Origin of the sequence: Lolliginicoccus lacisalsi (genome assembly GCF_014841105.1) — a bacterium.
GTDB lineage: Bacteria > Actinomycetota > Actinomycetes > Mycobacteriales > Mycobacteriaceae > Lolliginicoccus > Lolliginicoccus lacisalsi.
Genome location: NZ_JACYWE010000004.1, coordinates 64,055 through 81,662 on the forward strand (window position 1 = coordinate 64,055; position 17,608 = coordinate 81,662).

Below are 17,608 nucleotides of genomic sequence, written 5' to 3' on the forward strand. Positions count from 1 at the left end.
TTGGGCGGGCCGCAGGTTTGGTGTGCTGGGGGTCGGGTATCCGACGCTCATTGCACTCGACGGGCTCGATGCCCCATTGCCAGCGCGTGAGGAGATGAGCGCTAGCCATGTCTTACACCGTATTGGTACCGGGGATCACACGGGAGCAGCACGACGCGCTCGGACAGATCGAGCGTGATCGGGATGTGCGCTTCTATCCGTTGCTCGAGCATGAGCGCCTGGTCGCGGCCAAGCAAATCGAGCTGGCGCCGCTGTTGAAGGCAGCACGCGAACAGGTCGCGGCATTCGAGCATCCGATCGATGGGATCATCCCGCACTGGGATTTCCCCACGAGCGTGCTGGCGCCCATCCTGGCGAACGAGCTCGGATTGCGGTCGCCGACCCTCGGTTCCGTTCTGCGCTGCGAGCACAAGTACTGGAGCCGGGTGGAGCAGCACGCGAGCATCCCCGCTTATGTCCCCCGCTTCGAGCTCGTGGATCCATGGGATGAGAACGCCGCGAGCGAGGTCGGCCTTGAGTATCCGTTCTGGCTCAAGCCCGTCAAGTCGCACTCCTCGATGCTGGGCTTCCGCATCGACGATCAGGAGCAGCTCGAAGCGGCCCTCGCCGCGATGCGCTCCTCCCTCGGCAACATGGCCGAGGCGTTCGACGAGGCACTTGAACGCGTCGATATCCCGGATGGGATAACTGACGCTGCCGCTTTTCGATGCCTCGCGGAGGAGTTGCTGACCGGCCAGGAGTTTGCGATCGAGGGGTCGGTGGCGGGCGACGTGATGCGGGTGCATGGTGTCTTCGACATGCAGGTCGAGCGCGGAACGCATTCGATCGACTCGTTCCTCTATCCCGCAGCCCGGATTCCCGCGCAGGTGCAGGAGGAAGCAATCGGGGCGGCCCGCGATTTCCTCGCGCACGTGGGGTTCTTGGATGGCTGCTTCAACGCGGAGTTCTTCTGGAACCCAGAACGGCAGCTCCTCCGCTTGGTCGAGGTCAATACCCGGATCTCGCAGTCTCATACAGAGATGTTCATGAAGGTCGATGGAGCCCCCAATCACCTCGTGGCGCTCGATGTTGCGCTCGGCAGGGAGCCCAGCATGCCGCATCGGCGCGGGCCATTCCCCTTCGCGGCCTTGTTCTACGTGACCACGGAGGAGGATGGCGTGGTCGAGGGGGTTCCCGGGCCCGCGGACCTCGAGGCGCTCGCGCGGACCTGCCCGGGCGCGAAGCTCCACTTAGCAGTGGGCCCTGGCGACCGGCTATCCGGGATGGCGAACCAGGACGAATATCGCTTCCGGCTCGGCACCCTGGTCATTGGCCTCGATGATCCCGATGAGCTCGAGAGGCTCTTCCGCAAATGCCGGGACTGCCTGCCGTTCGCTATCAAGCGATCCTCGGAGGAGGACAACCATGGAGTACGTGACTGAGCTACCGCACGAGGTCATGGACCGGGAGAACGAGTTCATCCCGCTGCCCGACGGGACCCGGCTCGCAGCGCGACTCTGGATGCCCCGAGACGCTGCCGCCTCGCCCGTGCCTGCGGTGCTCGAGTACATCCCCTACCGCAAGCGGGACGTGACCCGGGGCCGCGATGCTCTGAACCACCCCTACATCGCCGGGCATGGCTATGCCTGCGTACGGGTGGACCTGCGCGGCAGCGGGGACTCGGACGGTGTCCTCCGGGACGAGTACCTGGCGACCGAGCACGAGGACGCCCTCGACGTCATCGACTGGATAGCACGACAGCCCTGGTGCGACGGCAACGTGGGAATGATGGGCATCTCCTGGGGTGGCTTCAACAGCCTGCAGGTCGCGGCCAAGCGCCCGCCCGCGCTGAAGGCGATCATCAGTGCCTCGGCCACCGAGGATCTCTACTTCGACAACATGCACTACATGGGCGGTTGCCTCTTGTCGGACAATCTCTCCGAGGCCACGGTGATGTTCGCGTTCAACAGCTTGCCGCCGGACCCGGCGATCGTGGGCGAGCAGTGGCGCGAGATGTGGCACGAGCGCCTTCGCGGCAGCGGGCTGTGGATCGAGAACGGGCTCAGGCACCAGCATCGCGACGACTACTGGAAGCGCGTAGCGATCAACGAGGACTACGGGATGATCCAGTGCCCCGTGTTCGCGGTCGGCGGCTGGGCCGATGGATACACCAACTCCATCTTCCGGCTCCTGGAGCATCTTGAGGTTCCCTGCAGGGCGTTGATCGGGCCGTGGGGCCACAAGTACCCGCATACGGGCGTGCCAGGGCCCGCGATCGGGTTCCTCGACGAGGTGGTGCGCTGGTGGGATCAATGGTTGAAGGGCAAGGACACCGGCTTGCTCGACGAGCCAGCCCTACGGGTGTGGATGCAGGATGCTGTACCGCCGCAGACCTCCTACGACGAGAGGCCCGGCCGCTGGGTGGCGGAGCAGGGCTGGCCGTCGAGCTCCATCGAGGAGCTGCGCCTCGAGCTGGGCGAGGGCTCGTTGCTCGGCCTCAGGGGTGCGGAGCGGGGCATTGGCTGTGCGGTGGGGCGGGACAACCACGTCGTGAACTCCCTGCTGAGCGTAGGCATGTTTGCCGGCAAGTGGGCATCCTATGCAGCGCCTCCCGACCTGCCCTCGGACCAGCGCGAGGAGGACGGCGGCTCGCTCGTCTACGAGACGGGCGAGCTGACCGATCCGATCGAGATCCTGGGAATGCCGCTGTTGCGGCTTGCCGTGGTCGCGGACAAGCCCGTCGCCATGGTCGCGGTCCGGATCTCGGATGTCGCGCGCACGGGCGAGGCAACCAGGGTCACCTACGGCCTGCTTAACCTCGCGCACCGCGAGAGCAGCGCGCGGCCGAGCCCGCTCGTCCCGGGCACCTGCTATGTCGTCGATGTTCCCCTCAACGGGGTCGCGCAATCGTTCCCGGTGGGGCACAGGATCAGGCTCGCGATCTCGAGCTCGTACTGGCCGCTCGCCTGGCCTCCGCCCGAGGCCGCGACGCTATCCATTGATCCCGCGCGCAGCGAGCTGGTGCTGCCAATCCGGGCACCGCGGGCCGAGGATGATCTGCTCAGGCCATTTGGGAAGCCCACGGCTGCGCCGCCGCTCGAGACCACGCGACTGGAACCGACCCAGCACCATTGGAAGCTCATCCGTGACCTGGCATCGGGGGAGTCGACCCTGGAGATCGTGAACGACCAGGGCGAGCTCCGCCTCGACGATACGAATACCGTGCTGCGCCGTGCCACCACGGAGTGGTTCTCCAGCGTGCAGAACGATGTGGGCTCGGTGCGGGGCGAGACCAGGACCGTGCGTCGCATATCGCGGGACGATTGGCAGATCGAGGTCTCCACGCGCACCGTGATGACGTCCACTGCCGCGGAGTTCTTCCTGACCGCGGAGCTCGATGCCTGGGAGTTCGACGAGCAGCACGGTGATTCACGGGTGTACTCGCAGAACTGGAGCACCCGCATCCCGCGGGATCTCGTGTGACGCCCCGAGCGAGGCCAAGGTTTCGGAGGCGCGAGCGGGGGTATCCCATCCTCCATCCGATCAAGCGCGACAGTGGAGGTGCAGGGTGACCCTTGAGATCGAAGGCGTTCCCCCGCAGGAGGTACCCCCGAGGGAAACGGTGCCGGAGAACGGCGCGGCACTCGATGCGCGGCCACCCAAGGTGTTCCGCCTGCCCGGCGTCTATCGCCCGCAGGAGGACAGCATGCTGCTCGCGCGCGAGTACCTGCGCAGCGGGTTGGCTGGCCGCGGCGCGGTCCTCGATGCGTGCTGCGGGACCGGGTACCTGGCGCTCACGGCGGCTAGGAGCGGCTGCCCATCGGTGACGGCAGTCGATTCCTCGGTGCGAGCGGTGCTGTCGGCAAGGATCAACGCTGCGCTTCTCAAGGCCCGTGTCGATGTCCTCCACAGCGATCTCGCGACGCTAGTCGGGGCGCGCTCGTTCGACACCATCCTGACCAACCCTCCCTACGTGCCCTGGCGGGCAAGCGACTCCGCGCGGCCCTGCCCGAACTGGGACGCGGGCGCGAACGGCCGGAGCGTGATCGATGTCTTGTGCCTCGCCGCCGACCGGCTCCTTCGCCCTGGGGGATCGATGCTGATGGTGCACTCCGGGATCAGCGGAGTCGAGGAGACGCTTTCCCTGCTCCGCAGCAATGGCCTCGTGGCTTCCGTCGTTGCCCGCCAGGGAATCCCCTTCGGCCCGGTGATGCGGCAACGGCGGAACGCGCTGGTCAAGGCAGGCTACCTGTCGCCCTCCCAGGTCCTCGAGGAGATCGTCGTTGTCCGAGCCGATAAGCGATAAGCCAGCAAGCGACAAGCCCCTGCCGTCCATGCGCTACACCGCCGACGGACCCCTCCTAGTTCCGGGACCGGTTCGCATCGAGCTTCCGGACGGGACGTTCGCCGAGTCCCACCGGGTGATGGTGGCGCTCTGCTTGTGCCGCCGGAGCCGCATCTTCCCCTTCTGCGATACGAGCCATCGGAAAAGGCGCAAGCAACGACGGGCCAGTGCTCTGGACAGCTGCGCCGCCCGGGGCGAGGACGACGGGGACGGCCAGGTCGATCGCTAGAGCTCGCCAGCCTCTCGCAGGCTCGTGCGCCCGTGCTCCCACGAGCCAAGCAGCCTCGCCGACGAGCGCTCCTCGAGGAAGCTGCTCGCCCCGATGCCGAAGCTGACATCGTCGCGCATATCCGGTCGAGCCCGCAGCAGCTCGCCCACGACATCGGTGCGCATGAGTTGCTCGTGTACGGCATCGGCCTCGATGTGCTCGCGGTAGAAGTGCACGCAGGCCTCGCGGGCGCCAAGCCGCTCGAGGGCATCCCTCATCACGCGCGCGCCCGGGCCGTTGGAGATCTCCGCTGCGGCGAACATGCCCACGTGCGCGCCGAGCCTCGATCGATGCAACCCGCACAGGGACATCAGGTTCACCGTCGCCAGGGTCTCCGCTGGCACCTGATCGAGATAGGCGAGGTATCGCGAGTCGAGGTCCGCGGCGTCCATCAGATCGGCGAAGAGGCGGGAGTGCATGCGCCAATGCTGCCCGCCGCCATACTCGTCGAACTCCACCGCCACGAGCGCCGCCTTGGGTCGGCCCGTGAGGCGCGGGATCGCCCATGCTTGCGGGTCGGCTTCCTTCAACTGATAGATGGATCGATGGATGAATAGCTCGCGCATCTGTGCCCACGTGCCTGAATCACGCATGAACGTGCCCACCGTTCCGGTGCTCGGGGGCGGGGCGCAGAGGTCCTCGAGCGCGAGCACGGGATCCTCGATGTGCACGTGCTCGCGCAGGACGTCGAGGAACAGCGGCTCGAGCGCGGCCCGCACGCCGAGCAGTGCCGGATGCCACTCCCAGGCGGGATCGGTATTGGCGAACCCCTGGTAGTGGAGCTCGTAGCACACGGTGAGCGCGAGCTGCGCGTCCTCGCCCAGCGCATCGCAGCCCCGCGCGAGCCCGGCGAGATCGCGCAGGCCATCGTTCGGCACCTCCGCCGCTTCCCGGGACAACGCTTCGAGGATGCCCGCGGAAACGGGTCCTCGCGGGCGGGGCAGCGATGGCCCCGGGATGCCCTGCTCGCTGGCTAGCTGGTGCTCGACGACGGGGGAGGCCTGGCGGGAGCTCATGGCGCGAGGGTTCCCCACGGCAGCGTGCGGTAAACGTTGCGGGACTGCCCCCATGAATAGTCGGCGCTCGTCTGGGTATGCCCTCAGGGCAACCGCACCACGGAGAAGACCGATCCGGTCACGCGCCGCCCACGAGAGGAGGAACCACTCATGGCTGACGACGACCTCGACCGCCAGGATGTGACCCCGCCGCAGGATACTGGCGAGCCTGATCCGGTGGAGACCGATCCAGCCTCGCTCAGCAGTGCCGAGTACCTCGATGAGGAGCGCCTCGGCGAGAATCCGCTCACAGGGGCCATGGCACCGCCGGACGACTGGTCCGAGGCGGACGCCCGAGGGACCACTCCCGAAGAGGCACGAGAGGGAGAGACGCTCGACGAGAAGCTCGAGCAGGAGGAGCCAGACATCCTGCCGGGCGAATCACCGCCCTAGCGCGCGCATGGCGTGCTCCACGCAGCTCGCGCCCCCAGGCATGCCCGGGGGCGCGAGCTGCGTCACGCGCGGGCTCAGATTGGGGCGGGCAGAACGTGCACGTCGCAGCCTTGTCGGTCCTTGGTATCGGGGTGGGTCCTGAGCTTGCGCCGCGCCTGCCACCGCCACGAGACAACCGCAGCGATCAGGAGCACCGCGCAGCTCGTGCCGGCGAACCACGCTGGCACGGCGTGCCCCGAGGCCGCGGCGACCAGGGCGAGCGGGAGCGCGATGAGCGCCAGCACGATGAAGGCATACGCGAGCCGTGCCAGGGCGCGCCCCGTCTTGTCGGGGAACGACGAACCCTGGCCCGGGCTGCCGAGGGCATTCATGAGGAGGCCCCCGTGTCGCTCATCGCGAGAGCCGGGGCTCGCAGGATCGCGCCCATCCCGTCCTGGAAGCGCACGTCGTCCTTGGCGCAGACGAAGACCTTCCCGCCCTGGCGGATGGTAGTGGCGACCACGGCATCAGCCTCCCGGGTGTCGGTGACTTCGGAGGATGGATCCTCGCCTGCCAGTGGGCGCGCGACCAGCAACGTGTCGACGTTTCCTTGCTGCAAGTTCGCCGCGATGGAGGAGAGGCCATCGACGGCATAGCCCGAGGACCGGCCGGACTCGATGCGGAAGCGCTCGAGAGCCTCCGCGACCTTCTCGGCCTGGCGCTGCCGCACGAGGTCGGTGATGGCCTCGTGGAGCCCGTCCTCGCTGGCTCCATCGGCGCGGCCTCCCTCGGGCACGGGGTGAGCGAGGGCCCGCACGTCGTTAGGCAGCATGTTCTCGATGCTCGTGCGTGCCTGCACCTCGCCACCCAGGACGAGCATGGACGGATGGGCCTTGCGCACCGCGGCAGCGAGATGCTCGGCCGTCTCGCGATGATTCCGCTCGATCATCTCCTCCGTGCGCTCCTCGACCCGGGCCCAGCTGAAGCGGTCACCGGCGTTCGCCTTGTGCACGGGGTGGTGGTCCTGGTCCTCGGACCTGGTGTCGATCGTGTGGCCGTACTCATCGATGTAGCTCACGTCCACGCCGGTGCGGTCCACCTCAGCGACCATGATGGTCTGCCGCGGCACGCCATGCTCGAACAGTGGAAGCAGGTGCGGCACGGGCGAGAAGCGGGCAGCGGGCTGATCGGGCACCATGGGCAGTTCCTCGTCAACGATGACGGTGTCCTCGGAGAACACCAGCGCCCGTCCGCGGCGGCCGATGGGGGGCTGCTCCCAGTCGCCCAGCGCCGGGATTCGCTCGATGAGGGCTTCCGGCGCGCCCTGCTCGCGCGCTCGATCAGCGATATCGCGCCAGCGCAGCTCGCGTGCCTTCGCCGCGTCCTCGGTGTTGTGGGAGTCATCGACGTAGATCGAGAGGAACGGCCCGTGTGCTTCCTCCAGGCGGTTTCTCAAATCACTCATGTCCATTTCAGGATCTACTTCCTTTCCATTGCAGGGATTGGCAGGGCGCGAGGTCCCGGGTGGCCGGGCCCTCGATCAGGGCGCCGTCCGGCTCGAAGCGAGAGCCGTGCAGGGGGCAGTCCCAGGTGCGTTCGGCGGGGTTCCAGGCGAGCAACCCCTTGAGGTGCGGGCAGATCGCGGAGACCGTTTGCGTCGAGCCGTCCACCGTGCTCGAGGCGACCGGCCGCAATCGGTGACAGTGCACGAATCCCTCGCCCTCGCGGGGCGGCTCGCGGTGGAGCCGTGCTAGGCGCGGCAGGCTCGCGGTCGCTGCGGTGCCCACCTGCGCGTTCTGCGCCACGAACCGCGGCAGCCGGCGCGCCACGAGCGAGCGCTGGCTGTCGAAGAGCTCCATGCCGGGCACGTTGGCGCCGGTCAGCCGGGCAGCGAGCATGCGTCCCGCGGCGATCCCGTTGGTCATTCCCCATTTCGCATAGCCACTCGCCATCAGGATGCGGGTGCCACCGGGCAGGAGCCGGCCGACGAGCGGCAGGCCGTCGAGGCTGCGGTAGTCCTGGGCAGACCATTGGTGCGTGGGCGCGAGGGCGGGAAAGTACTGGGCCGTCCAGTCCCGGAGGTCGCGCTCCCGCTCCTGCGTGTCGCTTGCCCGGCCCGTGACATGGCCATTGCCACCGACGAGCAGGTGCCCCGGGGCGGAGCGCACGGATCGCGGGGGCGCGGCGTCGGGGGGATCGATCGACACGTACATGCCTTCCGGGCGCAGCGCGTCCGGGGCGAGCGGGAAAGCCGCGAGGTAGGAGCGCTGGGCCTCGAGCTTGGTGAAGAACCCGCCACGATCGAGGATCGGGGTTCCCGTCGCGAGCACGACCCGAGCGGTGATGATATCGCCGTGGGAAGTGTGCACCGTGGTGGGGCCCGCGGTCGAGACCCCGCGCGCGGTGATGCCTTCGATGATCGTGCCGCCGAGCGTGATGATCTCCTCCGCGAGCGCCACCGAGAGCTCCACGGGATCGCACTGGAGCTGCCCCTCGAGGCCCACGAACCCCGCGATGGGGAACGGCACGTAGTCGATGGGGGCGCCTTGGCCCCAGCCGATATCGAGCCCGGCGGCGCGGGCGGCGTCGGCCTCGCGGTGCAGCGCGGGGAGCGTGGAGCTGGCCTGTGCGATCGAGTAGGCGGCGCGCTCCTGCACGGGCACGCCGGATCGGGCGCAGAACTCGCGCAGCCACTTCAGCGCTGCTTGGTTGACCTCGACGTACTCTCGGGCCTTCTCGGCGCCGTGGGAGCGGGTGATCTCGCTGATCCGGGCGCCCTGGAGGCAGGTGGCCTTGGCGGTGGTCTTGCCCGTGGTGAGCCCGGCGACGCCGTGCCGGTCGAGCACTGTCACCTCGAGCCCGGCGCGCGCGCATTCGAGGCCGCACACCAGGCCGGTGAGGCCCGCCCCGACGATCAGCACCTCCGCCGCCGGTGGCACCGCGATGGAGCGGGGCCCGGGGTGCGGTTGCGTGTTCCTCGTATCGAGCCAGAGCGATCCCATGGGGGGTGGGTACCACTTCGAGCGCGGTCCTAATCATTCCTGGGTCGATTCCCTGGCTTGGGGCGCGAGGTATGGAATGCAGTGGCTGCGGGTAGCACTCCGGCGCAGCACATGCGTGGCAGGGAAGGCGTGAAATGCGAATCGCTATGGTCTCCGAGCATGCGAGCCCCCTCGCATCTCCTGGCACGGGCAACTGGGGCGGGCAGAACGTGCACGTCGCAGCCTTGTCCGCGGCGCTGGCTCGCCGTGGCCACGAGGTCACGGTCTATGCGCGGCGCGATGACGCGGACCTGCCCGAGGGAATGATCAGCGGGGACGGCTACCAGGTGGTGCATGTGGCGGCGGGGCCGCCACGGCGCTTGCCCAAGGACGCGGTCATGCCGCATATGACCGAGTTCGCCCGGTTCCTGCGCACCGAGTGGTCGCGGGAGGCCCCCGATGTGGCGCACGCGCACTTCTGGACATCGGGCATCGCTACCCAGCTGGTCTCGCGCGTCCTGGGCACCCGGACCATCCAGACGTTCCATGTCCTCGGCTCGCTCGAGCACAGCGCCGGAGCAACCTCGGGCGCGAGCCCGGACGGGCGGATCCGCACGGAGCGTGCCATCGCGCGGGCGGCCTCCCGGATCATCGCCGCCAGCTCGGAGGAAGCGTTCGAGCTCGCTCGCATGGGCGTGCCGGGAACGCGCATCTCGCGGGTGCCCTGTGGTGTCGATCTTGACCTGTTCACGCCCTCGGGGCAGCGCGAGCGCCCCGCCGGGCGGCGGAAGCGCGTTGTTTCCGTGGGCCGCTTGGCTCCCGGGAAGGGGTTCGATATCGCTATCGAGGCGGTCGCGAGGATTCCGGCCGCCGAGCTGGTGATCGCCGGCGGCCCGGACGGCGCGGGGGCCAAGGGCAGCGGCGAGGCCCGGCGATTGCGCGCGCTCGCGCGGAATCTGGGCTGCGAGCAGCGCGTGCATCTGCTGGGCCAGGTGCCGCGGGATCGCATGCCGGAGCTGCTGCGCACGGCGGATGCGGTCCTGTGCACTCCGCGCTATGAGTCGTTCGGCATGGTGCCGCTCGAGGCGATGGCGTGCGGGGTCCCGGTGGTGGCGCACGCGGTGGGCGGGGTGCTCGATACCGTGATCGATGGGGTGACTGGTGTGCTGGTGCCGCCGCACCGGCCCCGTTTGCTGGTCAGCGCGCTGCGCGAGGTGCTGTCCCGGCCCGCGTTCGCGGAGGGGCTGGGCATTGCTGGCCGCGATCGGGCGGTCGCGAGGTACTCGTGGGACCAGATCGCCACGGAGACCGAGCACGCCTACCAGCGTGCCGCGCTTGCCCCGGCGGGGAGCCTCGATCGAAGCTCCTGACCGGGTGGGGCCCCGGGCTTTCCCCGACTGGCCGGGCCGCTGATGAAGGCTGGAAGCAGGCAGTCAGCGATAAATTCCATTGTGTAATTATTTTCGGAGCGGGCGGTAGTGATAATTGACCAGAAAATCCGTGATTCCTGAATGAGGTTTAACATTCAATGTGCATGCGTAAGATATTAAAGAAATGGTAAAGCAGATTCAAAATAGCTGCGAAATAGTTGCGATTCGCGCCATGAGCAGGGAGTGTGGAAGAGAGAATTAACTTCTAGGTAACAGGTGAGGAGTCACCATGGGGTCGATAGGAACAGGTCAGCAGGACCATGCGGCGGGCTGGGAACGGCGCGGCCATGGCCCGCGCGAGCCCGTGCGATTAGCAGTATTCCAGGGCGAGCTCGATGCGACGAGCCACGACGAGCTCGCAAGCACGATGCGCGAGCTCCTGAAAGCTCCGGACCCGATAATTGTCGATCTTTCCGGATCGAGATTCTGCAGCGCCTCGTGCATCGAGCGCATCGCGGAATGGGCGCAGCGCGCCAAGACCATGGGCATCGACTTCTCGATCATGGCACCACGATCCATCGCCCAGTGCTTCGAGCTCTTCGAGCCCGCTCCGCACGTCATTCCCGGCCATCGCCCCCTCACGGCTGGCCCGGAAAGGCGCTTCGTCCACATCTACACGGTTTAGAGGGCCCGCTGGGAGCCAGGGTGCCGCGATAGTTTGCCGCCCCTGCCCCGGGGTAGCCAGCCAGGGCCGGACCAGGCGCCCCTCGCAGGCCAGGTCCTCGTTGCAGCCGAGAGGACCATCATGCTCACGACCAGCCCCGCGCCAGGCCCCGAGGAATCCGCGCCAGGCACACGACGGCGCACCCCCGCGCGGATCGGCGTGGAGGAGGAGTTCCTGCTCCACGATCACCAGGCCGGCCAGGCCACGCCGCGCGCGGCCGAGGTCATCGCGGCGCTCGGAACCAGCCGCGACCACGCGCGGACCGAGATGCATGGCACCCAGCTCGAGCTGGTCACAGAGCCGGCGACCGATCTCCGGGCGCTCACCGCCGATCTCCTGCGCAATCGGAAGCAAGCGATCGCGGCCGCCGACGAGCTCGGCATGCGCCTGCTCGCCACAGGGCTCCACCCCCTCGCGGAACCAGGCCCCGCGCCGCCGTCCGAGCAGCGCTACCAGGAGATGATCGCGCACTATGGCGCGGCAGCGGCCACCTACCAGGGCTGCGGCACCCATGTCCACGTCGAGGTGACGGACCGGGATGCGGCCGCGCTCGTCCTCGGGCACATTGCCCCCTGGATCCCCGTGCTCGTGGCGCTCGCGGGGAACTCCTCCTACTGCGCGGGCACCGATACGGGATTCTCGAGCTGGAGGATCGCCCTGCAGCGCCGGTTCCCGCTCGCCGGGCTGCCACCGGCGTTTTGCTCCGCCGCTCACTACGACGAGACCATCGACAACCTCGTCGACCGCGGCGTGCTCAAGGACCAGCACACCAGCTTCTGGCTGGCCCGCCTATCCGACCGCTATCCCACTGTGGAGCTCCGCGCCGCCGATGTCGGGCTCACCGCGGACGACTCTGCGCTGCAAGCAGCCCTGAGCCGCGCGCTCGTCATGACGGCGCTGGCGGACCTCGAGCGGGGCATCGAGCCGGTAGCGCTCGACCCGGCATGGGCGGATGCGGCCGTATGGATGGCGGCGCGGCACGGGATCGAGGGCCCGGCCATCGATCCCGTCGCGCAAATCCAGGTGCCGCTCGCCCATCGGCTGGCCTCGCTTCTCGAGACCACTACCGATGCGCTGTGCGAAGCAGGGGACTACCAGAGAGCCCGCGCCATGCTGGCCGGGCTCCAGCGCCGCGGAACCGGGGCCGAGGTCCAGCGGCGAGCTGGCTGCTCGGGAACCGATCACGTGATCACCGTCGCCGAGCAAGCGGCCGGGCAATCCGAGGGCCTCGGGCATGGTGGGCGCAGGCTCCTCGCGTGCGCGCGGGAGGACACTGCCGCGCAGGCTACCCCGATGATCGCTAGCACTGATCCGGGCGCCTGCCAGGACGCCGCGCCCGAATCAAGCCCCGCTAGCCGCTCCATCACTGGGGCCCAGAGCACTGGGGCCCAGAGCACTGGGGCCCAGAGCATCCTGCTGGCTATCGGCCTGCTCGTGATGCTTCTCGCGGCCGTAGTAGGAGTGGCGGCGATCCTGTAGCCACAATTTGCGTGGAATCAGCATGGTCAATGATCTCGAGCAGCGATTCCATGACCCGCGGGCCTTCCGCTGACAAGCAGTGCGAGGTTGTTTAACCCCGCGCCGGACGGGTAGGGACACAGCAGCCAACGCCCCCGGCACGAAGTGGACATCATGGCATCGACCCTCCGCACGAGCGCAACCCCCCACGCGATCTGGAACGTGCTGAATGACGCCTGGCTCTACGCTGGCTGGGTAGTGGGATCCTCGCGAATCCGGGACGTGGACCCGCAATGGCCCCGCCCGGGCACGCGCTTCCATCACTCTTTCGGGGCCTGGCCACTGGTCAACAACGACTTCACCGAGGTCGTCTCGCAGGTGCCAGGAAAGTCCCTCGAGCTCGTGGCGCGGACCTGGCCCCTGGGCAAGGCTCGCGTGCGGGTCACCATCAACGAGCTGGACCATGGATCTGAGATCACCCTCGAGGAATGGATTATCACAGCCCCGGCCAAGTGGATCCCCCGCCGCGTGCAGGAGGAGCTCGCGGCACCGAGGAACAAGGAATGCCTGCGGCGGCTCGCGCTCATCGCGGAAGGCCGGGGCGCATGACCCCTGTAGCGGACGCGGTGATCATCGGCTCGGGGCCCAACGGGCTCGTTGCCGCCAATGTGCTCGCCGACCACGGCTGGACCGTGCAGGTGCTCGAAGCAGCGTCCGAGCCCGGCGGCGCCGTGCGATCTGTCCTCCGGGAGCCCGGCATAACCTGGGATCTCTTCAGCTCCTTCTACCCCTTCGCGCGCGCCACGCCTGCCCTGCCCAGCCTGGGGCTGGAGGAGTTCGGCCTCCGCTGGCGCCACGCGCCGTCGCCGCTCGCGCACATCTACGGCGAGGATCTCGAGGATGCGATCTGCATCGAGCCGACGTCGGCCGGCACCGCTGCCGCGATCGCGAGGACGAGCATGCGCGACGCGCGGACGTGGCTCGAGCTGTGCGACGAGTGGCACGTCATCGGGCCCCACCTGCTACGGATGATGTTCAATCCATTTCCTCCTGTCCGGGGCGCTGCAGGATTGCTGCGCGCGCTCGGCGCGGCCGGGGCCTTGCGCTTCGCCCGCTTCCTTGCCCTGCCCGTGCAGAGGATGGAGGCCGAGCTCTTCGACAGCGAGCCGGCGCGGGCGCTGCTGCGCGGAAACGCCATGCACGCAGATGTGCCGCCCGACGCCCCCGTGAGCGGGGTAATTGGCTATGTGATGTCGATGCTCGCCCAGGAGCACGGCTTCCCCACGCCGGAAGGGGGCGCTGGAGCGCTGACCAGCGCGCTCGCCCGCAGGCTGGAGGAAGCCGGAGGCCGGATCACCTGCGACTCGCCAGTCGACCAGATCATCGTCGAGAACGGTCGCGCCACCGGCGTGACCACCGCCATCGGGAAGGTGTTCCGTGCCCGGCGGGCCGTGATCGCCGATACCAGCGCGCCTGCGCTCTACGAGGAGCTCTTGCCGCGCGAGGTCGTGCCCGAGCAGGTAGCGCGCGACATTCGTGCATTTGCATGGGACCCGCCGGTCGTCAAGGTCAACTATGCGATTCGCGGGGCGATTCCCTGGACCGCGGCGAGCGCGCACCACGCCGGCACCGTCCATCTTGGTTCGATCAACGACAGCACAGCGCCCTTGGTCATCGTGGGGCAGATGAGCGTGGCTGATCCGAGCCGCTCCTCGCGCGGCACCACCAGCGCGTGGGCGTACGCCAAGGCGCCAGCGCAAAGCTCCGAGGAGGAGCAGCAGCAGTTCGCCGAATGGATCACCAGCGTCATCGAGGCGCACGCCCCGGGCTTCGGTGCCCAGTTAATCGGCAGCGAGGTGCAGACCGGGAAGGACATGGAGCGGGAGAACCCGAACTTGCGCGGCGGAGCCGTCAACGCGGGAACTTTCGAGCTTCATCAGCAGTACATCTTCCGCCCCATTCCCGGTTTGGCGGACAACCATACCCCCGTCGCGGGCCTCTATCTCGGTAGCGCCTCAGCGCACCCAGGGGGAGGCGTGCACGGCATGTGCGGATGGAACGCGGCGCACGCCGCGCTCGGCGCGCGCTGGCCCCGCCAGCGCATCCGAGCCGCGATCAATCGAAAGCTCATGAGCTGAAGTAGCGGGCATGAGGGCAGGGACATGGCAGGGACGCCGCTCGGTCTCGGTGGAATCCGTACCGCACCCGCGAATCGAGGAGGCGCCGCAGGCCTGCTACATGTTTCAGGCCCAGGCAGACGGGATGGTCAAGATCCTGCTTGCTCCCTGAGAGCAGCGCCACGCGCCGCGCGGCTGCCCCGGTAGGCGCCCGCCCGGACCGACGCCAGCCATCCCGGCGCCAGCGCGCATCCCGCCCCCGTATTGAGCACGGGATCGAATGACCACTCAGCGCTCACTGGTCGGGTGAGGATCAGGGAGCCGAGGCCGTGGCTGCCGGAGCCCCGCCCGCTGCCGTGCAGCATGAGCTCGAGGGGGCGCTCCGCCACTGCTTCGGTGAGCGCGCCCCGCCGGCAGGAGATCCAGCGGTCATCCGCCGCACGGGCGTGGAACCACGTGAGATCGCCGCCCTCGCATCTGTACGGCATGACGGTGCTGAAGCTTGCCGCCGTCCAGGCCGTCGAAGGCGCGGGGACCATGCGCCCTAGGACCCCCGGGCTGGCGCTGCTGATGAGCAGCAGGTCCCAGGGCCTGTCGCCCAGGAACCGGACGGAGATGCCTAGCGCATCGGGCAGGGCGCCACCAAGTCCCAAGCCCTTGGATAGTCGAACTTGGCAGGTGCTGGCCCCGACCGCGGCGAGGGGCCCGTCGCCGCTCGGCCGGACCTCGGCAACGAAGCATTCGCCCCGCGGGTGAAACAGTCGCTCGCCCCGCGCGCGGGCCGCGGCCCGCGCGCCCTTGCCTGACCATCGATCAAGCTGCTCGCGCAGCGCCCGTGCGTTCATCCCGGACAGGCCTCCTCGCTCCGATTAGCGTTGCTGGACAACCATGAAAACCCCCGGGGGCAGGGAAGATCGTCCCTGCCCCCGGGGTGCCATGCCGACAGCGGGGTCGCTGACTGCCGGCATGGGGTCTTTGGCCTACGGCGCCGGTGGCTCGACATTGCCGCGCCAGCCGCCGCTGGCAGCTCCTTGTTGCTCGATGAAGGTCTTGAAGCGCTTCATATCTGCCTTGATCTGCATATCGACGATGTTGAGCGCGTCGCCGATGTCTTCGGCGATGCCCTGGGGATCGATATCGATCTGGCTGGTCACCCTGGATTTCCCCTCGTCGAGGCGGTGGAACGTCACCACCCCGGCATGGTTCGGGCCCCCGATCGAGTGCCACGCGACGCGCTCGTCCGGATGCTGCTCATCGACCACGGCATCGAACTCGCGGGAGACGGGCCCGAAGCGGACGTGGAACCGCAGGTGGGTATCGTCGATCTGCTCGACCTGCTGCATGTGCTCCATGAAGTGCGGCCATTCCTCGAACTGGGTCCACTGGTTGTAGGCCACGGTGACTGGTACGTCGACGTCGATCGATTTCTCGACAGTTCCCATTGCTGCATTCCTTCCGTGGTGGTTCGAGCGTTCACCAGGTGCCTACCCGAGTCCTCCGCGGCTAAACAGCACGACTCGACGGATCGACGATTCGAGAGCCTTCGCGCGCTGGCCGCATTGTGCGCGGGACGCGCGGGGGTTGTGCGCGGGAAAGGGTTACGGGGGCGCGCGCGCGGGTAGACCGGCTTTATGAAGGAACCCATGATCGCCTATCCAGGCCGCACGCGGGAGATGCCGTCGAAGCCGCAGGACGAGATGCGCGATTATGCGGGGCGGGATCTGCTCGCCGGGCAGACGGCACTGGTCACCGGTGGTGACTCGGGAATCGGTCGCGCGGTCGCCATCGCGCTCGCCAAGGAGGGCGCCGATGTCGCTATCGGCTATCTCTCCGAGAACGATGATGCCCGCCATACCGTCGAGCTGATCGAGGCCGAGGGGCGCAAGGCCTGGGCCAAGGCTGCGGACCTGACGGATGCCGATGCGTGCCGCCAGCTCGTCGAGGAAGCCGCGGGCGAGCTCGGGGGCATCTCGATCCTGGTGAACAACGCCGCCTACCAGCAGCCGGTGGACCGGTTCGAGGACATCAGCGATGAGCAATGGCGCCACACCTTCGCCGTGAACCTCGATGCCATCTTCTACATCACCAAGGCCGCCCTGCCCCACATTCCCGATGGTGGGGCCATCATCAACACGTCCTCGATCAATGGCTTGCGCGGCAACAAGCACCTCATCGACTACGCGGCCACCAAGGGTGGCATCCTTGCCCTCACCTATTCGCTGGCGCAGTCACTGATGGACCGGCGCATCCGGGTCAACTGCGTTGCCCCGGGCCCCGTGTGGACCCCGCTGATCCCAGCCACGTTCCCGGAGGGAGCGGTCGAGGACTTCGGCGAGCAAGCCCCCTTCGGGCGGGCCGCGCAGCCCGATGAGATCGCGCCCTCTTTCGTGTTCTTTGCCGCGAACCAACTGTCCTCGTACTACTCGGGAGAGGTGCTCGCCCCGATCGGTGGCGAGACGCTGCCCGGATAGCGACCCCCAGGAGGTGGAGCCCCATGCCGAAGACCACGCGATCGGGAAGCGCGCGAAAGAGCGAGCTCCCGAGCACCCTCAAGCGCTCGAGCGCTAAGGCTCAGCGAACATTTGCCAAGGCGTACGACTCAGCGATGGACGAATACGGCAGCGAGGAGCGCGCGCATCGCGTGGCATACGACGCGCTGAAGCGCACCTTCCAGAAGGTGGGCGACAGGTGGGAGGCGAAGGAGGCGCGCGGGCCCTCCGATGAGCGCGCCCGCGACAGCAGCGATCCTGACGCTCCCACGCGCGGGGGAGTCGATGCGTACGCCACCAAGGACGAGTTGCTCCGCATCGCACGTCGGCTCGATGTGCGCGGGCGATCCACCATGCGCAAGGCGGAGCTTGTCAAAGCCATCGAGAAGGCAAACGACCGCGAGACGCGCGCCGCCCGCGAGGGCACGAGTTCTCGCCACGACTAGGCAG

The 17,608-nt window shown here is 68.2% G+C and carries 18 protein-coding genes; 12 read left to right on the forward strand and 6 right to left on the reverse strand.

Annotated features, from left to right (window positions below; translation table 11 throughout):
• The first annotated feature begins 107 nt into the window (after positions 1 to 107).
• The 4 genes from HT102_RS08115 to HT102_RS08130 all read left to right on the forward strand — a co-directional run bounded on the left by HT102_RS08115 (position 108) and on the right by HT102_RS08130 (position 4,553).
• Positions 108 to 1,421, forward strand: a complete 1,314-nt coding sequence (locus tag HT102_RS08115) for an ATP-grasp domain-containing protein (protein WP_192038922.1) — start codon at positions 108 to 110, stop codon at positions 1,419 to 1,421.
• The gene (locus HT102_RS08120) at positions 1,405 to 3,462 is read left to right on the forward strand and encodes a CocE/NonD family hydrolase (RefSeq protein ID WP_192038923.1); all 2,058 of its coding nucleotides are present in this window, start codon (positions 1,405 to 1,407) and stop codon (positions 3,460 to 3,462) included. Before HT102_RS08115 ends, HT102_RS08120 begins: the two co-directional genes overlap by 17 nt.
• 85 nt (positions 3,463 to 3,547) lie before the next feature.
• On the forward strand, positions 3,548 to 4,285 hold the full coding sequence (locus HT102_RS08125; protein ID WP_333473345.1) for a HemK2/MTQ2 family protein methyltransferase: 738 nt from the start codon (positions 3,548 to 3,550) through the stop codon (positions 4,283 to 4,285).
• Between the two features lie 28 nt (positions 4,286 to 4,313).
• Positions 4,314 to 4,553 carry a CDGSH iron-sulfur domain-containing protein gene (locus HT102_RS08130; protein ID WP_192039118.1) on the forward strand — a complete coding sequence of 80 codons (240 nt, stop codon included), beginning with the start codon at positions 4,314 to 4,316 and terminating at the stop codon, positions 4,551 to 4,553.
• On the opposite strand, the gene HT102_RS08135 is transcribed toward HT102_RS08130, so the two are convergent.
• Entirely contained in the window at positions 4,550 to 5,608 is a 1,059-nt protein-coding gene (locus HT102_RS08135) for an iron-containing redox enzyme family protein (RefSeq protein ID WP_192038925.1), read from the reverse strand. The two genes, HT102_RS08130 and HT102_RS08135, sit on opposite strands and share 4 nt — an antisense overlap.
• Before the next feature lie 150 nt (positions 5,609 to 5,758).
• On the opposite strand from HT102_RS08135, the gene HT102_RS08140 reads away from it, so the two are divergent.
• On the forward strand, positions 5,759 to 6,040 hold the full coding sequence (locus HT102_RS08140; protein ID WP_192038926.1) for a hypothetical protein: 282 nt from the start codon (positions 5,759 to 5,761) through the stop codon (positions 6,038 to 6,040).
• 74 nt (positions 6,041 to 6,114) lie between these two features.
• Here HT102_RS08140 and HT102_RS08145 read toward each other — a convergent pair whose 3' ends face one another.
• The 3 genes from HT102_RS08145 to HT102_RS08155 are packed head-to-tail and all read right to left on the reverse strand — an operon-like array spanning position 6,115 to position 9,021.
• Positions 6,115 to 6,411: a hypothetical protein gene (locus tag HT102_RS08145; RefSeq protein WP_192038927.1), complete on the reverse strand. Its 297-nt coding sequence runs from the start codon at positions 6,409 to 6,411 to the stop codon at positions 6,115 to 6,117.
• Positions 6,408 to 7,484 carry a baeRF2 domain-containing protein gene (locus tag HT102_RS08150; RefSeq protein ID WP_192038928.1) on the reverse strand — a complete coding sequence of 359 codons (1,077 nt, stop codon included), beginning with the start codon at positions 7,482 to 7,484 and terminating at the stop codon, positions 6,408 to 6,410. The genes HT102_RS08145 and HT102_RS08150 overlap by 4 nt, the downstream gene beginning before the upstream one ends.
• Positions 7,485 to 7,491: 7 nt before the next feature.
• Entirely contained in the window at positions 7,492 to 9,021 is a 1,530-nt protein-coding gene (locus HT102_RS08155) for an FAD-dependent oxidoreductase (RefSeq protein ID WP_192038929.1), read from the reverse strand.
• A gap of 134 nt (positions 9,022 to 9,155) precedes the next feature.
• Between HT102_RS08155 and HT102_RS08160 the strand changes: the two genes are divergently transcribed.
• From HT102_RS08160 to HT102_RS08180, 5 genes are all read left to right on the forward strand, one after another.
• On the forward strand, positions 9,156 to 10,370 hold the full coding sequence (locus HT102_RS08160; RefSeq protein ID WP_192038930.1) for a glycosyltransferase: 1,215 nt from the start codon (positions 9,156 to 9,158) through the stop codon (positions 10,368 to 10,370).
• A 289-nt stretch (positions 10,371 to 10,659) separates the two neighbouring features.
• Complete coding sequence (locus tag HT102_RS08165) at positions 10,660 to 11,055, forward strand: STAS domain-containing protein (RefSeq protein WP_192038931.1); 396 nt, start codon at positions 10,660 to 10,662, stop codon at positions 11,053 to 11,055.
• 120 nt (positions 11,056 to 11,175) lie between these two features.
• Positions 11,176 to 12,573 carry a carboxylate-amine ligase gene (locus HT102_RS08170; RefSeq protein ID WP_192038932.1) on the forward strand — a complete coding sequence of 466 codons (1,398 nt, stop codon included), beginning with the start codon at positions 11,176 to 11,178 and terminating at the stop codon, positions 12,571 to 12,573.
• Between the two features lie 153 nt (positions 12,574 to 12,726).
• Complete coding sequence (locus HT102_RS08175) at positions 12,727 to 13,161, forward strand: SRPBCC family protein (RefSeq protein ID WP_192038933.1); 435 nt, start codon at positions 12,727 to 12,729, stop codon at positions 13,159 to 13,161.
• Complete coding sequence (locus HT102_RS08180; RefSeq protein WP_192038934.1) at positions 13,158 to 14,690, forward strand: phytoene desaturase family protein; 1,533 nt, start codon at positions 13,158 to 13,160, stop codon at positions 14,688 to 14,690. The genes HT102_RS08175 and HT102_RS08180 overlap by 4 nt, the downstream gene beginning before the upstream one ends.
• A gap of 128 nt (positions 14,691 to 14,818) precedes the next feature.
• On the opposite strand, the gene HT102_RS08190 is transcribed toward HT102_RS08180, so the two are convergent.
• Together HT102_RS08190 and HT102_RS08195 are read right to left on the reverse strand one after the other, a co-directional pair.
• Complete coding sequence (locus tag HT102_RS08190) at positions 14,819 to 15,514, reverse strand: hypothetical protein (RefSeq protein ID WP_192038936.1); 696 nt, start codon at positions 15,512 to 15,514, stop codon at positions 14,819 to 14,821.
• Between the two features lie 135 nt (positions 15,515 to 15,649).
• A complete protein-coding gene (locus tag HT102_RS08195; RefSeq protein WP_192038937.1) occupies positions 15,650 to 16,111 on the reverse strand; it encodes an SRPBCC family protein in 462 nt (153 codons plus the stop codon).
• Positions 16,112 to 16,312: 201 nt separating this feature from the next.
• Here HT102_RS08195 and HT102_RS08200 point away from each other — a divergent pair, with 201 nt between their 5' ends.
• Positions 16,313 to 17,140 (forward strand): SDR family oxidoreductase, encoded by an 828-nt coding sequence (locus HT102_RS08200; protein ID WP_225443412.1) that lies wholly within the window; start codon positions 16,313 to 16,315, stop codon positions 17,138 to 17,140.
• Positions 17,141 to 17,163: 23 nt separating this feature from the next.
• Entirely contained in the window at positions 17,164 to 17,604 is a 441-nt protein-coding gene (locus HT102_RS08205) for a ChaB family protein (protein ID WP_192038939.1), read from the forward strand.
• The last annotated feature ends 4 nt before the right edge of the window (positions 17,605 to 17,608 follow it).